The 19573-nt window shown below is 69.3% G+C and carries 19 protein-coding genes and 1 pseudogene; 9 read left to right on the top strand and 11 right to left on the bottom strand.

The window, feature by feature from the left end:
• Positions 1 to 272: 272 nt before the first annotated feature.
• Positions 273 to 758 (bottom strand): MarR family winged helix-turn-helix transcriptional regulator, encoded by a 486-nt coding sequence (locus V6U86_RS00860; protein WP_334497265.1) that lies wholly within the window; start codon positions 756 to 758, stop codon positions 273 to 275.
• 115 nt (positions 759 to 873) lie between these two features.
• On the opposite strand from V6U86_RS00860, the gene V6U86_RS00865 reads away from it, so the two are divergent.
• Entirely contained in the window at positions 874 to 1527 is a 654-nt protein-coding gene (locus V6U86_RS00865; RefSeq protein WP_334497267.1) for an FMN-dependent NADH-azoreductase, read from the top strand.
• 164 nt (positions 1528 to 1691) lie between these two features.
• On the opposite strand, the gene V6U86_RS00870 is transcribed toward V6U86_RS00865, so the two are convergent.
• A complete protein-coding gene (locus V6U86_RS00870) occupies positions 1692 to 2090 on the bottom strand; it encodes an ArsR/SmtB family transcription factor (RefSeq protein ID WP_334497269.1) in 399 nt (132 codons plus the stop codon).
• 227 nt (positions 2091 to 2317) lie between these two features.
• On the opposite strand from V6U86_RS00870, the gene V6U86_RS00875 reads away from it, so the two are divergent.
• Together V6U86_RS00875 and V6U86_RS00880 are read left to right on the top strand one after the other, a co-directional pair.
• Positions 2318 to 2815 (top strand): GNAT family N-acetyltransferase, encoded by a 498-nt coding sequence (locus V6U86_RS00875; protein ID WP_334497271.1) that lies wholly within the window; start codon positions 2318 to 2320, stop codon positions 2813 to 2815.
• Between the two features lie 38 nt (positions 2816 to 2853).
• Positions 2854 to 3081 (top strand): annotated as a pseudogene (locus V6U86_RS00880) (flavoprotein); the annotation flags it as partial.
• Positions 3082 to 3198: 117 nt separating this feature from the next.
• Here V6U86_RS00880 and V6U86_RS00885 read toward each other — a convergent pair.
• Positions 3199 to 5178, bottom strand: a complete 1980-nt coding sequence (locus tag V6U86_RS00885) for an acyl-CoA dehydrogenase family protein (protein WP_334497273.1) — start codon at positions 5176 to 5178, stop codon at positions 3199 to 3201.
• A gap of 540 nt (positions 5179 to 5718) precedes the next feature.
• On the opposite strand from V6U86_RS00885, the gene V6U86_RS00890 reads away from it, so the two are divergent.
• From V6U86_RS00890 to V6U86_RS00900, 3 genes are all read left to right on the top strand, one after another.
• Positions 5719 to 6966, top strand: coding sequence for a quaternary amine ABC transporter ATP-binding protein (locus V6U86_RS00890; protein WP_334497274.1), 1248 nt, complete (start codon positions 5719 to 5721; stop codon positions 6964 to 6966).
• The gene (locus tag V6U86_RS00895) at positions 6963 to 7856 is read left to right on the top strand and encodes an ABC transporter permease (RefSeq protein ID WP_334497276.1); all 894 of its coding nucleotides are present in this window, start codon (positions 6963 to 6965) and stop codon (positions 7854 to 7856) included. Before V6U86_RS00890 ends, V6U86_RS00895 begins: the two co-directional genes overlap by 4 nt.
• A gap of 80 nt (positions 7857 to 7936) precedes the next feature.
• Positions 7937 to 8821 carry a glycine betaine ABC transporter substrate-binding protein gene (locus tag V6U86_RS00900; RefSeq protein ID WP_334497278.1) on the top strand — a complete coding sequence of 295 codons (885 nt, stop codon included), beginning with the start codon at positions 7937 to 7939 and terminating at the stop codon, positions 8819 to 8821.
• A 77-nt stretch (positions 8822 to 8898) separates the two neighbouring features.
• Here the strand turns inward: V6U86_RS00900 and V6U86_RS00905 are convergent, their stop codons facing one another.
• The 7 genes from V6U86_RS00905 to V6U86_RS00935 form a co-directional block, all read right to left on the bottom strand.
• Positions 8899 to 10392 (bottom strand): hypothetical protein, encoded by a 1494-nt coding sequence (locus tag V6U86_RS00905; protein WP_334497280.1) that lies wholly within the window; start codon positions 10390 to 10392, stop codon positions 8899 to 8901.
• 104 nt (positions 10393 to 10496) lie between these two features.
• A complete protein-coding gene (locus tag V6U86_RS00910; RefSeq protein ID WP_334497281.1) occupies positions 10497 to 11387 on the bottom strand; it encodes an ABC transporter ATP-binding protein in 891 nt (296 codons plus the stop codon).
• 260 nt (positions 11388 to 11647) lie between these two features.
• Entirely contained in the window at positions 11648 to 12967 is a 1320-nt protein-coding gene (gene nhaA, locus V6U86_RS00915) for a Na+/H+ antiporter NhaA (protein WP_334497283.1), read from the bottom strand.
• 215 nt (positions 12968 to 13182) lie between these two features.
• The gene (locus V6U86_RS00920) at positions 13183 to 13476 is read right to left on the bottom strand and encodes a BON domain-containing protein (RefSeq protein WP_442934864.1); all 294 of its coding nucleotides are present in this window, start codon (positions 13474 to 13476) and stop codon (positions 13183 to 13185) included.
• 204 nt (positions 13477 to 13680) lie between these two features.
• Positions 13681 to 13956 (bottom strand): GlsB/YeaQ/YmgE family stress response membrane protein, encoded by a 276-nt coding sequence (locus V6U86_RS00925; protein ID WP_334497287.1) that lies wholly within the window; start codon positions 13954 to 13956, stop codon positions 13681 to 13683.
• Positions 13957 to 14051: 95 nt separating this feature from the next.
• Positions 14052 to 14669: an STAS domain-containing protein gene (locus V6U86_RS00930; protein WP_334497289.1), complete on the bottom strand. Its 618-nt coding sequence runs from the start codon at positions 14667 to 14669 to the stop codon at positions 14052 to 14054.
• Between the two features lie 150 nt (positions 14670 to 14819).
• Positions 14820 to 15239, bottom strand: coding sequence for an STAS domain-containing protein (locus tag V6U86_RS00935; RefSeq protein WP_334497291.1), 420 nt, complete (start codon positions 15237 to 15239; stop codon positions 14820 to 14822).
• Between the two features lie 154 nt (positions 15240 to 15393).
• Here V6U86_RS00935 and V6U86_RS00940 point away from each other — a divergent pair, with 154 nt between their 5' ends.
• From V6U86_RS00940 to V6U86_RS00950, 3 genes are read left to right on the top strand one after another with little or no spacing between them, the layout of a single operon-like run.
• Positions 15394 to 16083 (top strand): response regulator transcription factor, encoded by a 690-nt coding sequence (locus tag V6U86_RS00940; RefSeq protein WP_334497293.1) that lies wholly within the window; start codon positions 15394 to 15396, stop codon positions 16081 to 16083.
• Positions 16080 to 17435: a sensor histidine kinase gene (locus V6U86_RS00945; protein ID WP_334497295.1), complete on the top strand. Its 1356-nt coding sequence runs from the start codon at positions 16080 to 16082 to the stop codon at positions 17433 to 17435. Before V6U86_RS00940 ends, V6U86_RS00945 begins: the two co-directional genes overlap by 4 nt.
• A complete protein-coding gene (locus V6U86_RS00950) occupies positions 17432 to 17995 on the top strand; it encodes a GerMN domain-containing protein (protein ID WP_334497297.1) in 564 nt (187 codons plus the stop codon). The genes V6U86_RS00945 and V6U86_RS00950 overlap by 4 nt, the downstream gene beginning before the upstream one ends.
• 107 nt (positions 17996 to 18102) lie before the next feature.
• On the opposite strand, the gene V6U86_RS00955 is transcribed toward V6U86_RS00950, so the two are convergent.
• Positions 18103 to 19494, bottom strand: a complete 1392-nt coding sequence (locus tag V6U86_RS00955; RefSeq protein ID WP_334497299.1) for a poly(ethylene terephthalate) hydrolase family protein — start codon at positions 19492 to 19494, stop codon at positions 18103 to 18105.
• Between the last annotated feature and the right edge of the window lie 79 nt (positions 19495 to 19573).

Below are 19573 nucleotides of genomic sequence, written 5' to 3' on the forward strand. Positions count from 1 at the left end.
GTTCGCTTCCGCCTCCGTCGGGTGTCGCCTGCCCCTGACCAACGATTGCACGGCCCGGATGGGAACGGTGGCGTGCGTCGAGGTGTCCAGGTACGAGGCCTGGTACCTCGCCTGGACGAAACAGGCGATGCTGCTCCGGGGCGGTGTGCCCGAGCGTCCGGGAGGCGGCTCGCGGAGCGTCTGGTGCTGGACGTCTCACCACGATGGCCGCCGGTTCGGGGAGGGTCTCCGACCCGATCGGGACGGGTGGGGTGACATTCGTCGCCCGAAAGTCACCCGTTTCGGGCGTTGGGCTCCGGAATGTCGGAAATCTTTCGGGTTACATGGCAGGCCACCTCGCGCAGGGCGTCGATCTGGCTCGCGGTGAGGCCGTCGATGACGTAGTCACGGACGGCTGCGACGTGGCCGGGCGCTGCGGCGACCACAAGATCCCATCCGGCGTCGGTGAGCGTGGCGACGGTGTAGCGAGAGCTTTCCGGGTCGGGCGCGCGGCGTAGCAGCCCTCGCTGTTCGAGGCGTTTGACGACGTTCGACAGTCGGGACAGCGAGCAGTTGAGGTGGCTGGCCAGATCACTGAGCCGCATGGTTCGCCCGGGCGTCATGGACAGGTTGCTGAGCACGAAGTAGTCGAACAGCGTGAGGTGGTTGTCCCGCAGGAGTTGGGCGTCGAGGGCGCTCGGCAGGTTGAACATGAGTTTGGCCAGCGCAAGCCAGGCGTCGCGCTCGTGGTCGGTCAACCACCGAGGTTCGTCAGGCATGCCGCAAGAGTACGTCTCGGCTGGTTCATCAGAGTGAGGGACATCTCCATGAGGTTCAAGCTTGAACTTCATCGGCTAGATTGAGGTTCAACCTTGAACTTCGCAACCCAGGGAGATGTCTGTGACCTTGTTCCGTCTTGATGCCAGCATCCGTTCGCACGGCTCGGCGAGTCGTGAAATCGCGGACATCGTCGAGGAGGAGTGGCTCGCCAATCATCCCGGTGACACTGTCGAGCGCCGTCACGTCGGCGTGGACACCATCTCGGCGACCGTCTGGGCGGCGGCGGTGTCCGCCGGTATGACGCCGAGCGAGGAGCGCACCGCCGAGCAGCGGGAGGCGGTCGCCTTCGCCGCGACGTTGGTGGACGAGTTGCTGGCCGCCGACGCGTTGCTGTTCGCCGTGCCGCTCTACAACTTCGGTGTCTCCCAGCATTTCAAGACCTACGTCGACACCGTGCTCGCGGACCCGCGGGCGACTGGGGAGCCGTTCCTGGCGGGCAAGCCCACCGTGCTCGCCACGGTACGTGGCGGCGCGTACGGCGCCGGCACGCCGCGGGAGGGTTGGGATCACTCGACGCCGTATCTGCGCCGGATCATCGGTGACTGCTGGGGCGCCGACCTCACCGTTGTCGAACGCGAGTTCACCCTGGTCGGGGTCAACCCCGCACTCGACGCGTTCGTCGACCAGGCCGCGCAGATGCACGCCGGGGCTCTGGAGTCCGCCGGGGAGGCCGGTCGCGCCCTCGGCGCCCTGAGCGTCCCGAGCTGAGAGGCTTCTCTTCCCGAGCCAGAACGCGGGCCTTGAAACGACCGGGGCTGGGTCACCCCGAAGCTGCCGGCTTCAGCCGGTTGACTCGGGGTGACCGAACCGGCGACGGGCGGCGAGGCTGACGTGGACGAGGGCAGGTCCAGTGGCTGGGCGGCGGCGCCCGGTCAGGAACCGCCGCCGGCGGCCTGTGCAGCGGTCACCGATTCGACGCCGAGCAGCGCCGCGAGTTGGCGCAGGAGTGCCGGTCGGGCTCGGTAGTACACCCAGGTGCCGCGCCGCTCGGCGTCGACGAGACCGGCCTCGCGCAGGGTCTTGAGGTGATGCGAGATGGTCGGGCCGGTGAGGTTGAACGCGGGGGTGAGGTCACAAACGCACACCTCGCCGTTGTCGGCGGAGGCGATCATCGACATCAGCTGCAGGCGGACCGGGTCGCCGAGGGCCTTGAACGCCGGCGCGAGCACCGCGGCGGTCTCGGCCGGTACGCGGTGCTGCGCCAAGGGCCGGCAGCAGACCGTGTCGGCGGTCGCGTCGACGAGGGTGGAAGGCGCAGCTTGTTTCGACATTTTTCTAGGTTGGCATCCCTCTAATCAACGCGCAACTGTCTGTTTCGACAGACGTCAAGACAGTGCTGCATCTGTTTGCGGTTGATAGCCTTAATCGTTTATCGCCGATGAACGATGGGGGAGGTGGCGATGAGCGTGGGGGAGGTCGTCACCGCGATCGGCCTGGCGCAGTCCACCGCGGACGTGGCCATGGGTCGACCCGCCCCCAGTCCGAACGGAACCTGCTGATGGCCGACATCACGGTGCGCCGCCTGCGGGACGACGACGCCGAGCGGGTCCTGGCCATCTACCAGGCCGGGCTCGACGCCGGCAACGCCAGCTTCGAGATCACCGCACCGACCTGGTCGGTGTTCGACGCGGCGAAGCTGCCCGATCACCGCTTCGTCGCGGTAGACGCCAGTGGCAGGGTGCTCGGTTGGATAGCGGTCGCACCCACCTCGGCCCGCAAGGTCTACGCCGGGGTGGTCGAGCACTCCGTCTACGTCGATCCGGCCGCGCAGGGCCGAGGCATCGCCCGGCTGCTGCTGGCCACGCTGATCATCTCCACCGAGGCCGCCGGCATCTGGACCATCCAGTCCGGAGTCTTCCCCGACAACGCGGCCAGCCTCACCCTGCACGAGCGGGCCGGCTTCCGGGTCATCGGCGTACGCGAGCGGATCGGTCGCCACCACGGCCGCTGGCGTGACGTCGTCCTGCTTGAGCGGCGCAGTCCCGTCGTCACCTGACCAACCGCCCCCTCACCAGCCGGGCCCCCGTCTACCCAGTGAACGAACTCGCCCACCCGGAACCCGGCTAATACGCCGTCGGCATGAAGTCCTACGGCCGCGCACCCACGTTCCTCATGGCCACCGGCTACGACCAGGTCCGCTCCGTCGTCGCCGCCCTCGCCGGCGACTGGGCCGCCGCCCGCGACGTCCGGCTCGACCTGCCCGAAACCGGTGTCTGCAACAGCAACCCCGCCGACGCGCAGGCCGGTGGCTGCTGCAGCTGATGCTCACCGCCGCGACGCTGTCCGCCGACCCCACAGTCGGCGGACACCACACCCACGGCCGCGTCGCCGCCGGCGGCGAGATGGGGCGAGCCTGAGGTGGTGCTGCCTCGCCTTCCCCTACGCCGGTACCACCTGCCGATCGTCGGCGGCGTCGTGGGCGGTCATCGTGTCCTGTCGGCCCGGTTCCTCTTCCAGAATGGCGCAGTGCAGCCAGGTGTCCGGGATGGCGAAACCGTCCACGAGTGTCCGTAGGTGGGGGCGCAGCTCTTTGAGCAGGCCGTTCACGACGCCGGTGATCGCCTTGGACCGGGCCGGCGTGAGCCGGCCGTGCTCCAGAAACCAACCCTTGTTGGCCTCGATCACGCTGAGCGCGTACAGGTCACCGACCCGGGAGAGCAGCGCCCGGACCGCGGGATCGGCGCTCTCCTCGATGCCGGCGACGAACGCCTCCAGGGTGACCCGGTCGATGTGCGCGGTGGCAACCGCGAGGACGTGGTCCTGGACGTCATTGAAGATGTCGAAGGGACGGTCCTTCTTCGTGGCCGCGCCGTTGCGTAGCCGGCGGACAGCGCCGTCGAGGAGGTGCCGCTCACGGTCCTCGAAGGCCTTGAGCTGCCAGCCGCGGTCGGTGACGGCGACCTCGTCGTCGCGGCCGGGTACGGCGCTGATCAGCCGCTCGATGAGCGATCGTGCGGCGGTGCGCTCCAGCACCATCTCGCGGACCTGGTCGGCGACGAAGGAGGCGCGCCCCCAGCCGTCCAACGAGCCGAACGCGTCCCGGTGGCCGGTGAGCAGCCCCTTGGCCACCAGTTGCAGCAGCACCGTGTTGTCGCCCTCGAACGTGGTGAAGACGTCGGTGTCTGCCTTGAGGCCGGGTAGGCGGTTCTCAGCCAGGTAGCCGGCCCCGCCGCACGCCTCGCGGCACATCTGGATGGTGCGGGTGGCGTGCCAGGTCTGCGCGGCCTTGAGACCGGCTGCCCGGGACTCCAGTTGCCGCTGTCGGTGCTCGTCGACCGGGCCGTCGCCGCCCTGCACCTCGCTGAGCGCGGTGACCAGCTCGGCCTGGGCGAAGTGCAGCGCGTACGTGGTGGCCAGGGCGGGCAGCAGCTTGCGCTGGTGGGCCAGATAGTCGTTGATCAGCACCTCCCGGTCGGCGCCGGGCGTGCCGAACTGGCGGCGGATGTCGCCGTAGCGGACCGCGATCGTCAGTGCTGACTTGGTGGCGGCGGACGCGGCGCCGCCGACGCTCACCCGGCCGCGGACCAGGGTGCCGAGCATGGTGAAGAAGCGCCGGGAGTCGTTCTCGATCGGGCTGGAGTACGAGCCGTCCTCGGCGACCTGACCGTACCGGTCCAGGAGCATCTCGCGGGGCACGGTCAGGTGGTCGAAGCTGAGCCGCCCGTTGTCCACGCCGAGCAGGCCGGCCTTGGGCCCGGCGTCGCCGATGGTCACGCCGGGCAGCGGGTTGCCCTGGGCGTCGCGGATCGGGACCAGCCACGCGTGCACGCCGTGCCGCCGCCCGTTGGTGATCAACTGCGCGAAGACCACCGCCATCCGTCCGTCCCGTGCGGCGTTTCCGATGTAGTCCTTGCGGGCCGCCTCGTGCGGGGTGTGCAGGTCGAAGGTCTGCGTCTGCGGGTCGTACGTGGAGGTGGTGCGCAGTTGTTGGACGTCGGAGCCGTGGCCGGTCTCGGTCATCGCGAAACAGCCGAAGATCCGACCGGAGATGATGTCCCGGAGGTAGGCGTCGTGGTGTCGCCTGGTGCCGAGGGCGGCGACGGCGCCGCCGAAAAGGCCCCACTGCACGCCCGCCTTGACCATCAGAGACAGGTCGACCTGCGCCAGCATCTCACTGGCCACGATCGACCCGCCGACATCGGATCTGCCGCCGTACTCGGTGGGAAAGGCCGACGCGATGCCCAGCTCGACGGGGAGTTCGGTGAGTAGTCGGGTGATCCGCTCCCGTGCCTGGTCACCGGTCTCGCCGTACACCGGGAGGAAACGCGCGTCGAGGTGATCCCGGTGTGCGCCGCGGACCTCGGCCCACGGTCCGTCGAGCACTTCGCGCAGGCGGGCGAGGTCGATGTGATCGGGCATGGTCCCCCCTCAGCTGACGGGCATACGGGTGCAGGCAATGCCCAGCCAAGAATACCGACGCCTCGGCGAATCGCTGAGGCAGAGTGAGAGAGGGCACCAGACAATCGGGAGCCGCGGCAGTGCGCCGACGGTGACATTACGCCATAGATCCGCGATGGAGTATGACAGTTTCGTGACAGTTCTCTATCAACCCTGTCAAATTCTGGAACTGCTTTCCACGTACGCGTCAACGCACTGGTGGGGCGCGCTCCAGCAGGAAGGGCAGCGTGGGTGACACCGAATCCGCCCGGTCCGACCAGTGCGGATGACGGGGCGCGAAACATGTCGGACGATCAATCCAGCACCCGGTACCGCGCGAATTTTTGTGTGCATATCCACAACCCCGCCGTGCTGACTGGATTTGTCGCGAGGGCGTCGGTAGGTTTCGCCGCCAGGCCTATGTGGCCCGCTGAATGTGATCGATGTTGATATCGACGATGAAACGCGAGATGGCGCCGGTGACGCGATACGGCCAACCGGGTTCCGTCTTGAAGGGGGATCGTGTCCGCGCTCACAGTGCAGTCGCTCTACAAGATTTTCGGCAGTCGAGCTGACGAAGCGGTACGACGTCTGGCGGACGGAAAGCCGCGCGCCGAGGCTCTGGCCGGACTACCGGCCACGGCCGCCGTGATCGACGCGAACTTCGAGGTACGCCCCGGCGAGATCTTCGTCGTCATGGGTCTCTCCGGTTCCGGTAAGTCGACCCTGATCCGGATGCTCAACGGCCTGCTGCGCCCCACCAGGGGCAGCGTGCAGGTCGATGGGGTCGAGCTGACCACGCTCAAGCCGGCAGCGCTACGCAGGCTGCGCCGCGAGAAGATCAGCATGGTGTTCCAGCACTTCGCGCTCATGCCGCACCGGACGGTGTTGGAGAACGCCGGGTACGCGCTTGAGGTTGCCGGGCTGCCCAAGGCGGAGCGACGCGAACGGGCCATGGACGCGCTGCGCATGGTGGGCCTGACGGAGTGGGCGGACAACCTGCCCCACGACCTGTCCGGCGGCATGCGGCAGCGGGTCGGGCTGGCCCGCGCGCTCGCGGCCGGCACCGAGATCCTGCTGATGGACGAGGCGTTCTCGGCACTGGACCCACTGATCCGCCGCGAGATCCAGGACCAACTCCTGGAACTGCAGGCCGAACTGGGCAAGACGATCATCTTCATCACCCACGACCTGAACGAGGCCATGCGACTCGGCGACCGGATCGCCGTGATGCGGGACGGTCGGATCGTCCAGATCGGCACCGCCGAGGAGATCCTCACTGACCCGGCCAACGACTACGTGGCGCAGTTCGTCGCGGACGTCGATCGGACTCGGATCCTCACCGCCGCGTCAGTCATGGAGAAGCCCCAGCAGGTGCTGGATGTCAACGCCGGTCCCCGGGTCGCCGCGAAGGCGCTGCGGGAGAGCCAGACCTCGGTGGTCTACGTGACCGGTCCGATGAAGAGGTTCCTCGGCACCGTCACCGAGGACGAGGTGTTGCGGGCGCTCCGCGAGGGCCGCCCCCACCTCGACGGGTACGTGTCGACCGAGCGGGTTCGCACGGTCACCGGGGACACCGCGGTGGCCGACCTCTTTGCCGACTGCGCGGAGAGTCAGCACCCGGTGGCCGTTCTCGACGAGCGCGACCGCCTGATCGGGGTGATCCCCCGGATCACCCTGCTCAGTGCGCTGGCCGCTGCGACACCGAACGAGCCGACGCAGGAGCAGGACCAGGTGGAACTGGTCGGGACGAAGGGAGAGCCGGCATGATCCTGACGCAGTCGCCACTCGACAGTTGGCTGCCCCGGGTGCCGCTCGGCGCCTGGACCGAGTCCGCCGTCGATTGGGCCACAGCCACCCTCGGCCCGTTCTTCGACGGTGTCGCCACCGTGGTCGAGGCGTTGGTACGACCGCTCAACGACCTCCTCACCGGCGTACCGGCGGTGGTTGTCGTGCTGGTGCTCGCCGGGCTCGGCTGGTGGCTGCGCGGCTGGAAGTTCGCACTGGGTACCGCGGTCGGTCTCGGTCTGGTGGCCGGAATGCCGTACTGGGAGGAGACCATGAGCACGCTCGCGCAGGTGCTCGTGGCCAGCACCCTGGCGTTGCTGATGGCTATCCCGCTGGGCGTGCTCGTCGCCGAGAACAAGCGGGTCTCCGCAGTGGCCCGACCGGTGCTGGACCTGATGCAGACCATGCCCGCGTTCGTCTACCTCATCCCGGCGATCTTCTTCTTCGGCATCGGCACCGTGCCGGGCGTGCTGGCCACCCTGGTCTTCAGCATGCCGCCCGGCGTCCGCCTGACCGAGCTGGGTCTGCGCCAGGTCGACAAGGAGATCGTCCAGGCCGCCGAGTCGTTCGGTGCGCCACCGTGGATGGTGCTGCTGCGAACCAAGCTGCCACTGGCACTGCCCACGATCATGACCGGCGTCAACCAGGTCATCATGCTGGCCCTGTCCATGGTGGTGATCGCCGGCATGGTGGGCGCCGGCGGCCTCGGGGACGTGATCATGTTCGCGTTGTCGCAGGTCGAGGTGGGCAGCGGCTTCGAAGGGGGGATCGCCGTCGTGATCCTCGCCGTGGTGCTCGACCGGCTCACCGACTCGGCGGGCGACCGCTTCCCGTCCGCCCGGGCGCAACGCCTCGCGCGGCAGGCCGCCTGACCGTCGCTCTCCGTCGGCAATCTCTTCCCCGGGCTACGCGGGGTCTGCCGGCATACCCGAAACAGGAAGGACAACCCCTTTTGTTCACGACACTGAAGCGCGCCCTCGCGCTCACGGTCACCGCCACCCTGGCCCTGGGCGGCGCCGCCGCCTGCGGCAAGCAGGACGACGCCTCCAGCAACGGCAAGAAGATCACCATCGGTTACATGGCCTGGGACGAGGCGATCGCGGCGTCGCACCTGTGGCAGGACATCCTGCAGGACAAGGGCTACGAGGTCGAGCTCAAGAACCTGGAGGCCGGTCTCGTCTACGGTGGTCTCGCCAACGGCGACATCGACCTGTTCCTGGACAGTTGGCTCCCCCAGACGCACGCCTCCTACCTGGAGAAGTACGGCGACAAGCTGGAGAAGCTCGGCGTCTGGTACGACGACGCCAGCCTGAGCATCGCGGTGCCGAAGTACGTCGAGGGCGTCGACTCGCTGGCCGACCTGGCCGACAAGGCCGGCAGCTTCGACGGGCAACTGATCGGCATTGAGCCGGGCGCAGGTCTGACCAAGGCCACCCAGGAGAAGGTCATCCCCGAGTACGGCCTGGACGGCAAGCTGAAGCTGAAGACGTCCTCCACCCCGGCGATGCTGGCCGCGTTGGACGGCGCGATCGCCGACAAGAAGCCGATCGTGGTGACGCTCTGGCACCCGCACTGGGCCTACGCGAAGTACGAGCTGAAGGACCTCGCCGACCCGAAGGGCACCCTCGGCCAGGCCGAGCAGGTCAACACTCTGGCCCGTACCGGCTTCGGCGAGAACTTTCCCGAGGTCACCGCGATGCTGAAGAAGTTCAAGATGGACGGAGACCAGCTCGCGTCCCTGGAGGACCTGATGTTCAACACCCACAAGGGCGACGAGCAGAAGGCCGTCGAGGAGTGGCTCAAGGCCAATCCCGACTACCTCGGCACGCTCGCCTGAATTGGCATGACGCTAGGGGGCACCGTCGGTTCGACGGTGCCCCTTGTCGTCGCCGAGCGTGTTGGTGATGGGGTTGGTTAGGCCCACAGATCACGGCGGCGGTACCCGATCGCGCCGGCGACCACTCCTGCCACGGCGATGCCGGCCATCGCCGACGCTGCGGGCCAGGCTGGTGCGGTGGCCGGCACTGCGGCCAGGTGCGCGAACGGTGACAGCGCGCGGATCCAGGAGGGGGCTTCGACGCTGTCGGCAATGACCTGCCACATGAACCCGCCGGCGGCCGGGAGAGCGCCGATCGCCGCGACGGCGTGCGGTTTCCATCCGAGCGCCAGGACGCCAGCTCCCAGACAGAGCACCACGATCGGCACGACGTTCCAGGCGCCGGCGAGCGCGTCGCCGGCCCCAAGATCGGCACGGACGGCGGCGGTGCCGGCCCACATGGCGAGGCCCGACAGCGTGATCAGGACCAGCGCAGCGCACCCGGCGATGGTCGCCTCGGCAGCCAACAACCGCAGTCGGGTCACAGGTGCGGCCAGCAGCAGGGTGAGGCGCCGGGCATTTTCGTCTGCGGCGGCGGCTGCGAGCCGCACGGCGACGAACACCCCGACCGGAACGGCCAGCAGCGCGAACATGGTGGCCGCGTAACCCTCTACCGTGCCGAGTGCGGGGAAGCCGGCCTGGGCCGCCATCGCCGCGAACTGGGGGTTGCCGGTCAAGAATTCGGTCATGGACCGGGCGATCAGGCCCAGGAGCAGGGAGTACGCGCCGATCCCGGTAGACCATGCGGCCAGCGGTCGCATGGTGCGCCGGACCGCGAAGGCCGGCACCGAGCCGAGCAACGCGGTACGCGCCGGCCGGCTGTCGGCTGTCGCAAGAATCCCCGCGCCGACGTCACGCCGCAGCGCAAGCCGACCGGCGAGGGTCAGTAGCAGCAGCGCGGCGCATGTCAGCACCGACACCGGCAGGCCTCGATTGGTGTCGAACGGGCGGGTCAGCGCCACGAGCCCGAACGGGGACAGCCACCGAAGCCAGGCCAGTGCGGGCATACCGTCGCCGACCATCCGCGTGAGTACCCCGACGACCAGGACGGCGGCTGCCGCCCCGTTGGCCGCCGACCGGCTGGCGAACATCTGAGCGCTGATTCCCCCGACGGCGACGAAGAAGAGCCCGACGGAGGCGAGGCCGGCTCCGTGCAACAACGAACCGGTGGTATCCACTCTCGCGGCGATCATCGCCGCAGCGGTCGCCGCTCCAACGACGACCGGAACGACGGCCAGGACACCGAGATGATGGCGGACAGCTTCGGCGAGGGTGGTGCGGCCGGCGAGCAACAGACTCCAACGGCCCGCGTCCTCCTCACCACGGGTGATCCGGGTGGCGGTCAGCATCGTCCACACACCGAGCAGGATGGCCAGGACGATGCCTGTCCGCCAGACGGTGAACCCGCCTGCCTGATCGAGCGCGACCGGCTCACCGAACAGGGTGCGAATCGCGGGGTTGCGTGCCAGCGCCGCTATGGCGGTCTGGTCCAGTGCCTCGGTGCGGTAGCCGACCGCCACCAGCGCGGACATGCCTGCGCACACAGCGGTTACGACCATGGCCCCGCGGTGCACCTGACGCACTGCCAGCGCCCGCAGCACACGGTGCGGCCGGGCTGCTGTCGTCGCGGCCGCGATCATCGGGCGTCCTGCCCGTAGTAGGCGAGGAAGATCTCCTCCAGACTCTGCTCGCGGACGACGATGGTCGCCACATCAGCATCGGCCAGGGCGCGCAGCGCAGCGGCAGGTGAGCCGTTCAGGGTGAACCGCACGGTCGCGGTGCCGTCGCGGTGCAGGCCGTCGACGCCGAGGACGCCGGTGAGGTCAGGTGGCGTGCCGGTGAACGTCGCGGCCACCTCCGTCTGGTGCAGTCGGCGCAATTGTGCGACGGACGCCACCTCCACCAGTTCTCCGGCGCGCAGGATGCCGACGCGGTCGCAGATGGCCTCGACCTCGGCGAGCTGGTGGGAGCTGAGGAACACCGTCTGCCCGTTGTCGCGGGCAACGCCCACGGCCTGCCGGAACTGCAGGTCCATGAGCGGGTCAAGGCCACTAGTTGGCTCGTCGAGCACCAGCAGCGGCGCCCTCGTGGCGAACGCCGCGATCAAAGCGACCTTCTGCCGGTTGCCCGTCGAGTAGGTGCCGGCCGGTTTGGACACATCCAGCGCGAACCGTTGAATGAGTTCGTCGCGGTAGGCGGTGTCCGTACCGGGGCCGATGCGGGCGAGCAGGTCCAGCACCTCGGCGCCGGTCATCCGTGGCCACAGCGCCACATCCGCCGGCACGTAGGCGAGCCTGCTGTGGGCGGCGGCGACGTGGGCGGCGTTGGTGTCGAAGATCCACGCCCGTCCGGAGGTGGGTCGGGCAAGGCCGAGCAGTAGCCGGATCGTTGTCGACTTCCCGGCGCCGTTGGGACCGAGGAACCCGAACACCTCGCCCGCCGCGACGTCGAGGGTGAGGTCATCGAGGGCGAGTAGCTGCCCGTACCGCTTGGACAGATTTTCGGTGCGCAGTGCAGAAACGCCCATCGGAGCCTCCGGAGGTCGCAGCAGGACATGAACTGCCGACCAGACTTCCCGGCGCACCTGATGGGAGCGTACTCCCGAGGGTCACGGCGCGGAGGCCCGCCCCGGGTCGGCCAGGTGACCATGACTTCGTGTCCTGGAGAGCGTCTGGTTCGATGCGATGATCGGCGGAAGCGGAAGACCTGCTGCGCTTCGGCTCGCTTCGGCTCGCGTCGGCGTGGCCTGGTGCAGGCGTTCGCGCACCGTAGCCACGAGCACCGAGATCAGGACTGCGTCGTTCTGGTTGGCTGCTCTTCGTAGACGTCTGGGACGCCGTCGGCGTCACTGTCGCGTTCCTCCAGGGCGCAGACTCCCTGGTAATGCCGATTACGAGCGCGCAGGACGACGGCGGCCAGCACCGCCGAGAGGAGCGACCCGAGGAGGACGCCGATCTTGGAGTGGTCGTCGCGTTCGGTGCCGGCGCCGAACGCCAACTCGCCGATCAGCAGTGACACGGTGAATCCCACCCCGGCCAGCAGCGCCAATCCGACCATGTCCCACCAGGCGAGCCCTTCCGCGAGTCGGGCCCGGGTGAATCTCTGCACGAGCCAGGTGGCTCCGAGGACGCCTACGGCTTTCCCCAGCACCAACCCGACCATCACCCCCAGGGCGACCGAGTCGGTCAGGGTCGCGCCGAGGCCGCCCGCCCCGGCGAGCGAGACGCCGGCGGCGAAGAACGCGAACACCGGGACCGCGACCCCGGCGGACAGGGGTCGAATTCGGTGTTCGAAGTGCTCGGCCAGGCCAGGGCCAGGCCCCGGCTTGCGGCGCAGCACCGGCACGGTGAAGGCCAGCACGACTCCGGCGACGGTGGCATGCACACCGGAGGCGTGTACGAGCACCCACGTCGTGATGGCGAGTGGCAGTAGCAGCCACCAGGACCGCACCCGGCGCTGGACCAGCAGACCGAACAGCATCATCGGGACCAACGCGAGCAGCAGCGGCCCGAAGGGCAGGGAACTGGTATAGAAGACCGCGATGATCACAATGGCGAGTAGGTCGTCGACGACCGCCAGGGTGAGCAGGAACGTCCGCATTGCCGAGGGCAGACTTGTGTTGATCACACCGAGTACGGCGAGGGCGAACGCGATGTCCGTCGCGGTCGGGATCGCCCACCCGGTCAACGCCTCGTCACCGGCCCCGATATTGAACGCCACGTAGATCAACGCAGGCAGCGTCATGCCGCCGAGCGCGGCGGCGACGGGAAGCATCGCCCGGCGGGGCTCGCGCAGGTCACCGGCGACGAACTCGCGCTTGAGCTCCAGCCCCGCGACGAAGAAGAAGATCGCTAGCAGGCCGTCGGCAGCCCACTGCGCCAATGAGAGGTCCAGATGCAGCGCGCCGGGTCCCACGGTCAGGTCGGCGAGGGAGCGGTACGCGTCGGACCAGGGCGAGTTCGCCCAGGCGAGGGCAAGCACCGCAGCCGCCAGCAGCAGGACCCCACCGACCGTTTCGGTCCGCAGGATGTCCCCGATCCGGCGTACCTCAGGCCAACTCCTGCGGCTGAGCAGGAGTGGCGTGCGGTTCGCCGGTGGTCGGGTCATCGGGTCCTCCGGTGGGGTCGGTGATAGAAACGCCGACCAGTCTTCCCGGCACACCGGCCTCTACGTTAGCCAAACGACGATCATCAGGCTGTCACCGGCCCTGAGAAGGGCAGAATGCAATCCACGGCGACGCAGCGTGCGGTGCAGTCACCCCGGAGAGGTCACTCGCGCCTGCGCTGTTGCCCTGAACCGGCGGCGCCACCGGTGATCGGCGGTCACCAGTGGCTACGCCGTGGGCCGCTGAGCCGCAGCGTGTTGCAGATGTCGAAGACGCCGGGCACGTCGTAGGCGAGTTCCGCCGCGACTTGCCGCGTGGTCGGGTCACTCACCACACCGGCGAGGATGACGACCCGGTTCTGCACGGAGACAACGATCTGCTGGCGCCGCGTGGTCCAGTCGATGCTCAGTCGCTGCGCGACCAGCGCCTCGATTCGTAGGTCCTCGCTGTCCGGCTCGGGCTGGTTCGAGGTGTCGCCGAACCAGTTCTCATCGGGTAGTGGCCATGGCATGTACACGGTCAGCTCCTTGATCGTGGCGAAGCGGGGGGCGATCGCGGCCGGCGGGGATGGGGAACCCGTGACGGTCCCACCGTCGGTAGGCGATCGGGTGGGGACTCGTGGGGTTCGCTCGTGCTCCTCGTCCGCGTCGCCCCGGCTCCGGCCTGACCGTGCTGGTGGCCGGCCTTCCGGTGCCGGCGCTGCGTCGTTTCCCGTTCATGGGGAGTCGGACGGTTGCGACCTGGCGGTGGCGACGACGAGCACGACGCCGCCGCCGGCGAGGCCGACCTGGATGGCCAGGGTCGGGAGGTTGAGGGTGCCGGTACCGAGGCCCGCGAGACGGGCGAGGATGGTGCCCGCCAGCGCGGCGACCACCCCGACGGACACGGTCAGCCAGATGGGGGCTTCCCGGCGTCCCGGGACGATGAGCCTGCCGAGCAGGCCGATCGCGACGCCGACGAGGAGCGCGGTGACGAGACCGGCGATGCTCATGGGCTTCCTCGGATGTCCTTCGAGTACGGGTGCACAGGGCGAGCGGAGGTCGGTTTGAACGTTCGCCGCAGGGACCGCCGGCCGTTCGAGCCCGATCAGGAGTGGGCAGCCGTCGCGGCGGCGGAGGTTGGGCGCTGCGACATTGCACCCTCGGACAGTTGGGCGAGGGCGTCGTCGCGGCTGTCGAAGATGGGGAAGGCTCCGTCCAGGCGCATCGTGTGCAGGACGGTGCGGATGAACCGCGACGGCGCGGCCAGGCAGAGTGTGGCCCCACGGTCTCGGGCGTCGCGGTGGGCGCGGACCAGGAGGCCGAGCCCGGTGGAGTCGATGAGGTGTACCCGGCTCAGGTCGACCACGACGTGCCCGCCCATGTCGGCCGCGTGGCGCAGGGCGTGACGCAGGGTGTCACCGGTGTCGAGATCGACGTCACCGGCGGCGGCGACAACTGTCACGTCGTCGACGTGGTCGATGCCGAGGATGCCACCAGGACCGTGGTCGCCGCACGACGCCTGGCCGCCACCGGTGGGCGGCAGCAGGCTGCAGTGCGGGCAGCGATGCGGGCCGGTGGCGAATGGAGAACCGCTCCACCCCTGTTCGGACACCAGCGTCCAGACGACCTCCGCGTCGGGGAGCACGCACGCGGTGGCCTTGACGGAGTCGCCGCAGGTGTCGCAGATCAGGGTCATCAGGTGGTCGTCCGGAACAACGGTCATTCTGTGGGTCCTTCCTGGGGCCGTGTCGGAAGGGTGCGGTGCGACACGGCATTCGTGCAGAGCCGAAGCGGGGCTGGCTCCCGAGCCGGTTGTTGCGACCCGGGTGGCGGTCCAGCCCGATGGTGGGACAGGTGAGACCGCTGGCGAACGTCAGGTCGCGGCTCTTACCGAGGCGCGGCCATGAGCGACCAACGTCGGCGGTGTGGCGGGGGGTTCCTGCCCCACCGCCGGGGTGCAGGTCGACGGCGACGACGGGTCGGTGTCGACCACCGGCAGGATCTGGTCCAGACGCGCGGTGTGCAGGATGCGTCGGATGCGCGGGTTCGGGTTGCGGACGGTGAGGACCCCGTCGGTACGCGCGAGGCGCCGGTGCACATCGAGCAGGAGCCCGATGGCGGCGGCGTCGATGTGCCGACAGCCAGACAGGTCGACCACCACCTGTGCGGGATGCAGGGCCAACAGCCGGTCGAACACTGCTCCGGTGGCCGGCAGGCAGGCCAGGTCGAACTCGGTGACGCACACCTCGACCAGCGGCAGCGTGCACGACGTAGTTGCCAGCGGTCCGGTCACGGGTGTACCCCTCTCCTTCACGGACGCGGTCGTCAAGGACCCTGCCGTGCCGGCTTGGCGGTCACCACGCGGATCTGTGACAGTTCCGTGACAAATCTGCCAACCGGCCGCCGTGGTTGGCAGCCGAGCCGCTCGGCTGGGGATGATGCCCGGTATGACGGCCGTACTGGTGATCGAGGACGACGACCGCATCCGTCTGGCCTTGTTGCTCGCACTCGAGGACGAAGGCTACGACGCTCTCGGCGCGGCCACGGCCGAGGAGGGCCTGCGCACGCAGCGACGCGACCCGGCCGACTACGTGCTGGTCGACCTGATGCTGCCCGGTCTCGACGGTTTCGAGTGCATCCGGCAACTACGCCGTGACGACGACGTGCCGATCGTGGTGGTCAGCGCCCGCGACGACACCCACGACATCGTCGCCGCCCTCGAAGCCGGCGCCGACGACTACGTTGTCAAGCCGGTGGCGATCAAGGAGCTGACCGCTCGGCTGCGTGCCCTGCGGCGCCGTGCCCGTAGCGGTGTCGTGGGGCACACTCCGGAGCCCGTGCCGGTGCTCGTGGTCGGCGAGCTGGAGATCAGCCCCGACGGGGGAGAGATTCGTCGAGCCGGCCAACCCATATCGGTCACCCGCACCGAATTCCGGCTGCTGTGCGAGCTGGCCGAGCACGCCGGCCGGGTGCTGTCCCGCCAGCAACTGCTGGAACGGGTCTGGGGGTACGACAGCGGAGACGAACGGCTCGTCGACGTGCACGTGGGCCGGTTGCGGCAGAAGATCGAGCCGGACCCGGCGAACCCGCGGCACCTGGTCACCCTGCGGGGCCTGGGCTACAAGCTGCAGCGATGAGACGCCTCGGACTGCGTACCCGGGTGACCGCCGCATTCGCCGTCGGCGCGCTCCTGCTCTCGGCGTCGATGGCCCTGATCTCCTACGACCTGACCCGCCGATCCCTGCTCGACGAGCGGGAACGCACCGCCCTGCGCGCGGCCTACTTCGACGCTACCGTCGTTCGTGCCGGTATCGACACCGAGACCCCGGACGTGGTGGAGGTGCTCCGGTCGTTGGACACCGGGGGTAGCCGTCGACCGGTGCTGCACCTCAACGGCGAGTGGTACGCGCGCGCCGCCGATCCCGGCACCACGGCCGCCATCCCCGCCGCGCTGCGCCGGATCGTCGCCGCCGGAGAACCCGCCGTGCAGCGGGTACGCGTCGATGGACAACCCGCCCTGGTCGTCGGGGTGCCGCTGTCCGCGTCCGCGACGTACTTCGAGGTGAACTCGCTCCGGGAGCTGGAACAGACGCTCCAGGTCCTGGCCCTCGCGCTGACCACCGTCGCGATCATGGTCGCCGGGTCCGGCGCGGCACTCGGCTGGTACGCCACCCGGCACGGGCTGCGCCCGCTGACGGCGGTCGCCGACGCGGCCGAGAAGATCGCCGCCGGTGACTTCACCGCCCGCCTAGACACGGCCACCGACCCCGACCTGACCCGCCTGTCCTCCTCGTTCAACCAGATGGTCGACCGCCTCGCCCACCGCATCGAGCGGGACCGCCGGTTCGCCGCCGACGTCAGCCACGAGCTGCGCTCCCCGTTGCAGACCCTCGCCGCGGCGGCCAGCGTCCTGGCCCGCCGTCGGGAACACCAGGACGAACGGACCGCCATCGCGGCCGGGCTCGTCGCCGACGAGATCGACCGTTTCCAGCGGCTCGTCAACGACCTGATCGACCTGGCCCGCAGCGACCAACCCGCCCACCGGGCCTCCGTGGACGTCGTGGCGCTGGCCCGCGACGCCTGCCGCGCCCTCGACCTGCCCACGACCCTCGTCCGTCTCGCACCCGACGTGCCGGCGACGTGGCTGGTCGAGCGGCGCCGCGTCGCCCAGATCCTGGCGAACCTGCTCGACAACGCGGTGACCTACGGGGGCGGTCCGGCAGGCGTCCGGCTGGGCCGCGACGGTAACGCCGGAATCATCGAGGTCGAGGATGACGGACCAGGTGTGCCCGTCGAGGACCGCGAGGCGATCTTCGACCGTTTCGTTCGAGGGCGGGCAGCACACACCCGCGGCACCGGCGACGGCACCGGGCTCGGGCTCGCGCTGGTCGCGCAGCACGCCGCGGCACACGCCGGACACGTCACCGTCGGTGACCGGCCCGATGGAGGCGCCCGCTTCCGCGTCACCCTGCCGGAGAGCCTGCCATGAACCATCGTCATCTCGTCGCACTGGCGCTTGCCGCGCTACTGACCAGCTGCAGCATTCCCACCGACGATGCCCCCCGGGTAGTGCAGGCGCCGCAAGGGCCATTCCAGAGCTCTGCGTCCGCCGACACGAGCGCACCGGTCGGCCCTGCCGTCGAGACACTCTGCTTCGTCCGGGACAACCGCATCATCTCGTTCGTCCGGCGGGTCGACCGGCCACCCACTACCGAGGACCAACTGCGGCATCTGCTGGCCGGACCCACCGCGGCCGAACGCGACACCGACCTGACCACTGCGCTGCCGGGCGCTGTCAACGCCGCCGGTGTCACGGTGACCGGCACCGAGGCCCGCGTCGTGGTCGACAAACCCGGCGAGGACGCCGGCCGCAGCGACGAGGTGCTCGCCTTCGGGCAGATCGTCTGCACCCTCACCAGCCGTGACGACGTCACCACCGTCACGTTCTTCCGTGACGGTCGGCCTCTGCGGGTGCCCCGCGCGGACGGTGCGCTGTCCGAACAGCCCCTCACCCGCATCGATTTTGCGCCACTGATCGCCCCTCGGTGACCGTCGTCCCCAAGGCCTGTACGGGCGCCGCGTTGGGATGATGAGGGCGGGCCCGGCATGGCGCCGAGCCCGCCCGTTTCAGTCCGGCCTGTCGCAGAGGCGCTGGATCATGCGAGTGGGGCGAGCCTGAACTGCTGGTTGGTTTGCCCGTGGCAGTCGTAGAGCTGGATCTGGGCTCCGTTGCTGGTGCTCCAGGCGTCCAGGCATCGCCCGGACTGCACGCTGCTGATGGTGCCGTTGGAGTTGACGTTCCACTGTTGGTTGGTCTGGCTGTGGCAGCTGTAGATCTGGACGGCCGCGCCGTTGCCGGAGCCTGCGGCGTCGAGGCACATGTTGCCGTACACCTGGAGTTGTTTGCCGGAGGTGTAGGTCCAGGCCTGGTTGGTCTGCTTGTTGCAGCTGTAGAGCTGCACCCGGGTGCCGTTGTTGCGAGAGGCGTTGGGTACGTCGATGCACCGGCCGGACTGGGCGCCGACGATCTCGCTGGCCGAGCCGGGCGGGTTGGTGGGCGGGTTGGTGGGCGGGTCCGTTGGCGGGTCGGTCGGGGTGGTCGGCGTCGAGGGCAGCAACGGGCAGGTGCTGCGGTAGGTGACCACGCCGTTGGAGTCGAGCAGCGGGCAGAGGAACTGGCTGTACCGGGCGTCGTTGTCGATGAACATCTTGACGAACGGCAGCATGGTCCGGATCATCACCGGGTTCGACCGACCGACCATGAACCCGTGATCGGCGCCGGCGACCTCCAGGTAGACGCTCTCGGTCGTGGCCGGGAGGCTGTTGTACAGGCCGGTGGCGTAGGACGGGGTGACCACCGTGTCGGCCTGCCCGGAGAAGATCATTGTGGGCACCCGGTCGTTGGCCAGGTTCGACGACGGCGAGTACGGCGCGATGCCGACCACTGCCTTCAACGACGATCGCCGGGTGGCTGCGCTCAGCGCGCCACCGCCGCCCATGGAGTGACCGGCGACCGCCAACCGGCTGGGGTCGACGCGGTCGCGCACCGGGCTCTGCTGGGTGAGGTAGTCCAGTGCGGCGAGCAACTGGGTGCCTCGCGCCGTGTCGAAGTCGTTACGGCTGTTGGTCTCGATGCCGATCACGACGAAGCCGTGGGAGGCCAGCCACGGCCCCATCCAGGCCAGTTCCGCGGAGAACAACGCGGTGTAACCCGGCGAGATCGCGATGGCCCCGAAGGTGCCCTGGCTGGTGTCGGTCGGGTAGTAGATCCTGCCGCCGTTGAAGCCGTACCCGGTCGGCACGCTGACGGAGGTGTTGGCGAACGGGCCGTTCTCGGTGGCGACGCTGGTCCGGGTGGGATCCGGGCCCCGCTGGTACGGGTTGTCGGCGGCCGACGCCGACCCGGTCGCCAGGGTGATGGTGAGCAGTCCGACCGCGGCGGCGATCCCGGCCGCGGCGAGCTTGAACAGGCGTCCCCGCAGCCGGGGGGACACCCGGTCGGCGTGGGTCGTCCCCGCGGGCGGGGGGTGGCTTGCGTGTCCTCGCACTGTCGATACCTCCTGGTGGTGGTGGATGCGTGCGGGGCGGGCAGGCTCGGCCTTGTGCCGAGCCGGCCCGCCCCGGTGT

The organism is Micromonospora sp. CPCC 205558, from assembly GCF_036902955.1.
Taxonomy (GTDB): domain Bacteria; phylum Actinomycetota; class Actinomycetes; order Mycobacteriales; family Micromonosporaceae; genus Micromonospora.

Coding starts and splice junctions, on each gene's coding strand:
- nhaA (WP_334497283.1), bottom strand. CDS start 12,967: ATGACCCGACCACCGGCGAACCGCACGCCACTCCTGCTCAGCCGCAGG.
- V6U86_RS00865 (WP_334497267.1), top strand. CDS start 874: ATGTCTGTGACCTTGTTCCGTCTTGATGCCAGCATCCGTTCGCACGGC.
- V6U86_RS00870 (WP_334497269.1), bottom strand. CDS start 2,090: ATGTCGAAACAAGCTGCGCCTTCCACCCTCGTCGACGCGACCGCCGAC.
- V6U86_RS00860 (WP_334497265.1), bottom strand. CDS start 758: ATGCCTGACGAACCTCGGTGGTTGACCGACCACGAGCGCGACGCCTGG.
- V6U86_RS00905 (WP_334497280.1), bottom strand. CDS start 10,392: ATGTCCGCGCTGGTGGCGGTCGGCTACCGCACCGAGGCACTGGACCAG.
- V6U86_RS00950 (WP_334497297.1), top strand. CDS start 17,432: ATGAACCATCGTCATCTCGTCGCACTGGCGCTTGCCGCGCTACTGACC.
- V6U86_RS00895 (WP_334497276.1), top strand. CDS start 6,963: ATGATCCTGACGCAGTCGCCACTCGACAGTTGGCTGCCCCGGGTGCCG.
- V6U86_RS00940 (WP_334497293.1), top strand. CDS start 15,394: ATGACGGCCGTACTGGTGATCGAGGACGACGACCGCATCCGTCTGGCC.
- V6U86_RS00930 (WP_334497289.1), bottom strand. CDS start 14,669: ATGACCGTTGTTCCGGACGACCACCTGATGACCCTGATCTGCGACACC.
- V6U86_RS00885 (WP_334497273.1), bottom strand. CDS start 5,178: ATGCCCGATCACATCGACCTCGCCCGCCTGCGCGAAGTGCTCGACGGA.
- V6U86_RS00920 (WP_442934864.1), bottom strand. CDS start 13,476: ATGCCATGGCCACTACCCGATGAGAACTGGTTCGGCGACACCTCGAAC.
- V6U86_RS00945 (WP_334497295.1), top strand. CDS start 16,080: ATGAGACGCCTCGGACTGCGTACCCGGGTGACCGCCGCATTCGCCGTC.
- V6U86_RS00875 (WP_334497271.1), top strand. CDS start 2,318: ATGGCCGACATCACGGTGCGCCGCCTGCGGGACGACGACGCCGAGCGG.
- V6U86_RS00925 (WP_334497287.1), bottom strand. CDS start 13,956: ATGAGCATCGCCGGTCTCGTCACCGCGCTCCTCGTCGGCGTCGCGATC.
- V6U86_RS00910 (WP_334497281.1), bottom strand. CDS start 11,387: ATGGGCGTTTCTGCACTGCGCACCGAAAATCTGTCCAAGCGGTACGGG.